7 protein-coding genes and 1 pseudogene are annotated in these 5475 nt (G+C 74.1%); 5 read left to right on the top strand and 3 right to left on the bottom strand.

Features of this window, described 5'->3' with window-relative positions:
• The coding region (locus V7793_RS32600) for a TetR/AcrR family transcriptional regulator (RefSeq protein ID WP_336013311.1) at nt 1-331 on the bottom strand (331 nt) is incomplete at its 3' end.
• A 68-nt stretch (nt 332-399) separates the two neighbouring features.
• Between V7793_RS32600 and V7793_RS32605 the strand changes: the two genes are divergently transcribed.
• From V7793_RS32605 to V7793_RS32615, 3 genes are all read left to right on the top strand, one after another.
• Complete coding sequence (locus tag V7793_RS32605) at nt 400-882, top strand: SRPBCC family protein (protein WP_336013312.1); 483 nt, start codon at nt 400-402, stop codon at nt 880-882.
• A 93-nt stretch (nt 883-975) separates the two neighbouring features.
• Nucleotides 976-1821, top strand: a complete 846-nt coding sequence (locus V7793_RS32610; protein WP_336013313.1) for an SAM-dependent methyltransferase — start codon at nt 976-978, stop codon at nt 1819-1821.
• Nucleotides 1822-1922: 101 nt separating this feature from the next.
• Nucleotides 1923-2699: a lysophospholipid acyltransferase family protein gene (locus V7793_RS32615; protein ID WP_336013314.1), complete on the top strand. Its 777-nt coding sequence runs from the start codon at nt 1923-1925 to the stop codon at nt 2697-2699.
• 121 nt (nt 2700-2820) lie between these two features.
• On the opposite strand, the gene V7793_RS32620 is transcribed toward V7793_RS32615, so the two are convergent.
• Complete coding sequence (locus V7793_RS32620) at nt 2821-3327, bottom strand: pyridoxamine 5'-phosphate oxidase family protein (protein WP_336013315.1); 507 nt, start codon at nt 3325-3327, stop codon at nt 2821-2823.
• A 93-nt stretch (nt 3328-3420) separates the two neighbouring features.
• Here V7793_RS32620 and V7793_RS32625 point away from each other — a divergent pair, with 93 nt between their 5' ends.
• Both V7793_RS32625 and V7793_RS32630 read left to right on the top strand, forming a co-directional pair.
• Nucleotides 3421-4146, top strand: coding sequence for a hypothetical protein (locus V7793_RS32625; protein WP_336013316.1), 726 nt, complete (start codon nt 3421-3423; stop codon nt 4144-4146).
• A gap of 57 nt (nt 4147-4203) precedes the next feature.
• A pseudogene (locus V7793_RS32630) lies at nt 4204-4473 on the top strand (cytochrome P450); the annotation flags it as partial.
• Between the two features lie 4 nt (nt 4474-4477).
• On the opposite strand, the gene V7793_RS32635 reads toward V7793_RS32630, so the two are convergent.
• Nucleotides 4478-5475: isoaspartyl peptidase/L-asparaginase family protein (locus V7793_RS32635; protein ID WP_336013317.1), on the bottom strand; the 998-nt coding region annotated here is incomplete at its 5' end.

Raw genomic sequence — 5475 nt, forward strand, 5'->3', positions numbered from 1 at the left:
CGCGGGCCCCGTAGAGCAGGAGGGCCGCCTCCTGCGGATGGGCTCGGCTCCAGGCGACGACGTGGCGCGCCGCCGCGCTCCCGGCCCGCCGGGGGTCGGCCTCCCCTTCGAGGGCGGCGAACCAGCCCTCCTGGAAGCGTTCGACCGTCCGCAGCCACACCTCGGCCAGCAGGACGGTCCGCCCGGCGAAGCGGTGGTACACCGAACCGCTCGGAGCCCCCACCTCCTTGGCGACCGCGGACATCGTCACGCCGGCCGGTCCCGACGCCGCGGCCAGTCGTACGGCGGCGTCCAGGAGCTGATCGAGGTCGAAACGGGGTGGTCGGGCCATGAGTTGGAGAGTACTCTCCACAATATTAGAGGCACCTCTCCATATTGCTTCCGGGAGACGGAGGATCCATGGACGTCCACAACGTGCACGAGCGCCTGCTGCCCGTGGCGGAGCACGAGGCGGGGGCGCTGATCGACTCCCTCGCGAGCGACGGCGACCGGCTGTGGCCGCGCGCATCCTGGCCGCCCATGGCCTTCGACCGGCCCCTCGGGCCGGGAGCGGCCGGCGGCCACGGCCCCGTCCGCTACACCGTCGCCGCCTACGTCCCCGCCACGTGGGTCCGTTTCGCCTTCACCGGGCCGCGCGGCTTCCACGGCTTCCACGAATACGCCGCCCTGCCCGCCGCGGACGGGCACACCGTCCTGCGCCACACCCTCTCCATGAGCGCCCGCGGCCCGGCCCGCCTCGCCTGGCCGCTCCTCTGGCGCCCGCTCCACGACGCGTGCCTGGAGGACAGCCTCGACCTGGCCGAACGCGCCTGCACGGGGACGGTTGTGAAGCCCGCACGCTGGAGCCCGTACGTCAGGTTGCTGCGGGCCCTGATCCCTTGACGCGACCCGATCATGGCTGAATCGTGCCTGTGTCAGCCACCCGGGCGGAGGCGAGGCTGATCCCGACCGGTCCTGCGGGCGAGAGGAGCACCTGTGCACAAGGAAGCGAACCAGGACGCGAACGAGGAAGCCACGCGCAGCTACTACGACTCCGGCGACGTGGACGCCTTCTACGACGCGGTCTGGGGCGGCGAGGACATCCACACCGGCATCTACACCCGCCCCGGCGAGCCGATCGCCGAGGCCTCCCGCCGTACCGTCGAGCAGGTCGCCGACCGGCTCGCGGGCAGCCTCGGCCCCGGCGGCACCGTCATCGACCTCGGCTCCGGATACGGCGGGACCGCCCGCCGGCTCGCCGAGCGCTTCGGCTGCCGCGTCGTCGCCCTCAACCTCAGCGCCGCCCAGAACGAGCGGCACCGCGCCGTCAACGCCGAGCGCGGCCTCGACGGCCTCGTCGAGGTCGTCACCGGCTCCTTCCACGACGTGCCGTTCCCCGACGGCCATTTCGACGCCGTGTGCTCCCTGGAGGCCTTCTGCCACAGCAGCGACCGGCCGAAGGTGCTGAGCGAGGCGGCCCGCGTGCTCAAGCCCGGGGGCGTGCTGGCCTTCACCGACATCATGGCCGCCGAGGGCGCCTCCGCGGAGGCGCTGCGCCCGGCCGTCTCCCGCCTCGGCGTGGACGCCCTGGCCACCGTGTCCTTCTACCGCGACCGGCTCTCCCGCCTCGGCCTGTCCGGCATCGGATTCGACGACCACAGCGGCCAACTGGTCAACCATTATGTCCGGCTGACCGAGGAGACGGCGGCGCGCGCGGCGGAGCTCGGCGGGCGCATCGGCGCCGCCTACCTCGGCCACCTGCAGGAGAACCTGCCCGTATGGGTGGACGCCGCGCGCCGCGGACGGCTGCAGTGGGGCATCCTGCACGGACGCCGTCCGTAACCAACCGGCCACGGACTGGCTCAATCGGCCTTCTCCCGCTGATCCATACCCGCGAGTAGCGTGCCCGGGCGCGGGGGGCTCTCTGGGAGAAGGGCGTTTGCATGTTCTATTGCGCGTTCAAGGCCGTGGTGCTGGTCCCGCTGCTGCGGTGGCTCTTCCGGCCGAGGGTGGAGGGGCTGGGGCGGGTCCCGCAGCACGGCGGGGCGATCGTCGCCGGCAACCACCAGTCGTTCACCGACCAGTTCCTGATGGGCGTGACCCTCCGGCGCCGGATCACCTTCCTCGCCAAGCAGGAGTACTTCACCGGCCGCGGCCTCAAGGGCAGGCTCGCCGCCGCCTTCTTCCGCGGCCTCGGCGCGATACCCGTCGACCGCTCCGGCCGCGGCGCGGGACAGGCCGCCGTCGAGGAGGGCGTGAAGGTGCTAGGCCGCGGCGAGCTCCTCGGCATCTTCCCCGAGGGCACGCGCTCGCACGACGGACGGCTGTACAAGGGCAAGGTCGGCGTCGCCGAGATGGCGATCCGCTCCGGCGCGCCCGTCGTGCCGTGCGCGATGATCGGCACGTTCGAGGCCCAGCCCGCGGGGCGGCGGCTGCCCCGCCTGGTGCCCGTCACGGTCCGCTTCGGCGAACCCCTGGACTTCTCCCGCTACGCGGGCATGGCGGACCAGCGGCACGTGCTGCGCGCGGTCACCGACGAGATCATGTACGCGATCCTGAAGCTGTCGGAGCAGGAGTACGTCGACGTGTACGCCGTCGACGCCAGGGCCCGGCTGAGCGCCCTCGGCTCCGGCCCGGCCCGCGCCGAGGTCCTGGGGAGCACGCGGTTCGCCCCCGGCCCGGACCGTGCGGCCCCCGGAGAGGACCGCACCGCGGCGTAGCGGGCGCACATCCGTGGGGACGGGCGCGCCGGGCGGCCGGCAGGCTCTCCGCCGGACCGCCCGGCCGCGCCCTCCGTCACCACCGCCGCCCGTCCCCGGCGGGCCCGTCACCGCCCGCCGCTCAGACGAGCCACTCGCCGTCGCGCATCAAGTGGCGGCCGCGGAGCTCGGGTTCCTCGTGCCACGCCTGCACGGCGCGCGGCACCACCTTGAAGTAGGCGTACGCGTCCCCCTGCTGGCGGGGGTCCCAGCCCGACTGCCGGGCGAACGCGTCGGCCGCCGCGTCCGGCACCTCCCCGGCGCCGTACGTCTCCACGACGCCGTCGATGAGGACGACGTCGCGCGTGTGCCCGAGGGCGAGCCGGGCCCGGCCGCCGTCCCGCAGGTTGCGGCCCGTGGGGTTGGCCGGCCGGGTCGCCATCCAGATGGCCTCCCCGTCCCACAGGAACCACAACGGCACCAGGTACGGCACACCGTCGGCGCCGGCCGAGGCGACCCAGATGTCCAGCTCCCGCCCCAGCCGCTCCAGGACGTCCCGCTTGCGCTGCGCTCCGCTGCGGATCCCCGGGGCCCGCCGGTCCCGTGCCTCCTCCGGGCCCTGCCCGGCCGTCTCCGATTCGATCTTCATGCCCGGACGCTATCCGCACGGGCGCCGGTGCGCCTCGGGCTGCGGCCGTAGGGCCGTCGACCGACCCGGCCCGGGCCCGTAGGCTGCCCGCTCATGAACGACGACGTGCGCAACATCGTGCTGGGACTGGTCGCCAGCGGGATCAGCGCCGCCGCGGGCTGGTTCGTCCGGACCCTGCTGTGGCGGCGCCAACTCCGGCGCAAGCAGATCTTCTTCGGCCTGCCGGCGGGCTCGGAGTGCCTGCTGGTGGTCAACCAGGACCCGACCGCGAACGGCTGGGGCGTCGCACGGCACGACGCCTTCGCGCTGCTGGAGATATCCGCGCTGATCAAGGAGTGCGGGGCCCACGCGGACATCGTGGTGCACGACGCCGCCCGCCAGGGGATCGGCGTGCGCACCGAGTTCTGCGTCGGCGGTCCCGTGTCGAACCGGCGCACCGAGGCCCACCTGCGCTCGCTGCTGCCCGGCGTCGCGGTGGCCACCGGCCACGGCGGGCCGGACGGGGGCGCGCTCACCGTCGGCGGCGAGACGTACCGGGCGGACAAGGGGACGGCCGAGTACGTCCTGCTCGCCCGGCTGACCGGGCCCGGGGGCAGCAGGCCGGTCTTCCTCGCCTCCGGCCAGCGCAGCGTCACCAACCAGGCGGCCATAAGGTATCTGGCCCGGCACCACAAGCAGCTCGCCCACCGTTACGGGCTCGACGGCACGTTCTGCCTCCTGCTGAAGGTCGTGAACTCGGACGCGTACGGGCCGGACATGGTGGAACTGGTCTGCGACGTCACCGCGGCGGCCACCACCGCGCCGTCGCCCACCCGCTGACCGCAGCCCCGTTCCCCGACCCGGTTCCCCGCCGGGGCTCCCTGCCCCGAACCCGGCCGGTTCCGGCCCGGCAGCTGGGCGGAGGAGAACGTTCCGGCCGACGGCCCCGCAGCCGACCGGAACGCATCACTCCGTGCCTACGTGCCGTACGGTCTCGGTGCCCACCGCTGCATCGGGGAGTCCTTCGCCCCGGCCGAGGCGACGACGGCGCCGGCGGCGATCGCCGCCCGCCGGAGACTGCAGGCCGTTCCCCGCGCCGTCGTCCGCCCGGTGGCCGGGGCCGTGCTCGCTCCCGAGCGCCTGCTCGGGCACCTGTACGCGCGGTGAGCCGTCACCGGCCGGTGCGCGACTCGTCGGGGAAGATTTTCGTGACGATCTCGCCGCCGGCCGTCAGATAGCTGTAGAGCATGCCCTCGCTGCTGTGCGGGGCGGCGAGCACTCCGTCGGGGCCCAGTGCGATCACGCCGCCCGTGCCGCCCAGCCGGGCGAGCCGCTCGTGCACGACTTCATGGGCGGCTGCGGTCACGTCCCTGCCGCCGAACTCGATCAGGTGCGAGACGGTGGACGTCGCGGCTCCGCGGATGAACACCTCGCCGTGCCCGGTCGCACTCGCCGCGACCGTTCCGTTCTTCGCGTACGTCCCCGCCCCCACGAGAGGGGAGTCGCCCACCCGGCCGGCCATCTTGTTGGTCATCCCGCCCGTGGACGTCGCGGCGGCGAGGTCGTGCTTGCGGTCGAGGGCCACGGCGCCGACCGTGCCCATCGCGGACTCGCCGACGGCCTCGGCGCCGAAGGCCTTCCCTTCGGCAGTCCTCCCGCCGGCAGTCTTCCCGCTCGCAGACGATGAAGTGCCGCCCCTGCTCCGCTCCTTGGCCTTCATCAGGCTGTCCCAGCGCGCCTGCGTCCAGTAGTAGTCCTGGGTGACCGCCGGCAGGCCGTTGCGCACGGCGAAGCCGTCGGCGCCCTCGCCCGTCAGCAGCACGTGCGGCGTCCGCTCCATCACGAGGCGGGCGGCGGAGACGGGGTTGCGCACGTGGCGGACGCCGGCCACGGCACCGGCCGCCAGGTCCGAGCCGCGCATGACCGACGCATCCAGCTCGTGCCCCGCGTCCTCGGTGAACACCGCGCCCTTGCCCGCGTTGAACAGGGCGTTGTCCTCCAGCGACCGCACGGCCGCCTCGACCGCGGCCACGCTGCCGCCGCCGTCCCGCAGAACCTTCCGGCCGGCGCGCAGGGCGTCGGCCAGCCCGTCCCGGTAGGCCTTCTCCGTGCGGGCGTCGGTGTCCTCCCGCCGCAACGCCGTACCGGCGCCGCCGTGCACGGCCAGCA

The sequence above is a fragment of the Streptomyces sp. KLMMK genome (genome assembly GCF_036961605.1).
Lineage (GTDB): Bacteria > Actinomycetota > Actinomycetes > Streptomycetales > Streptomycetaceae > Streptomyces > Streptomyces telluris.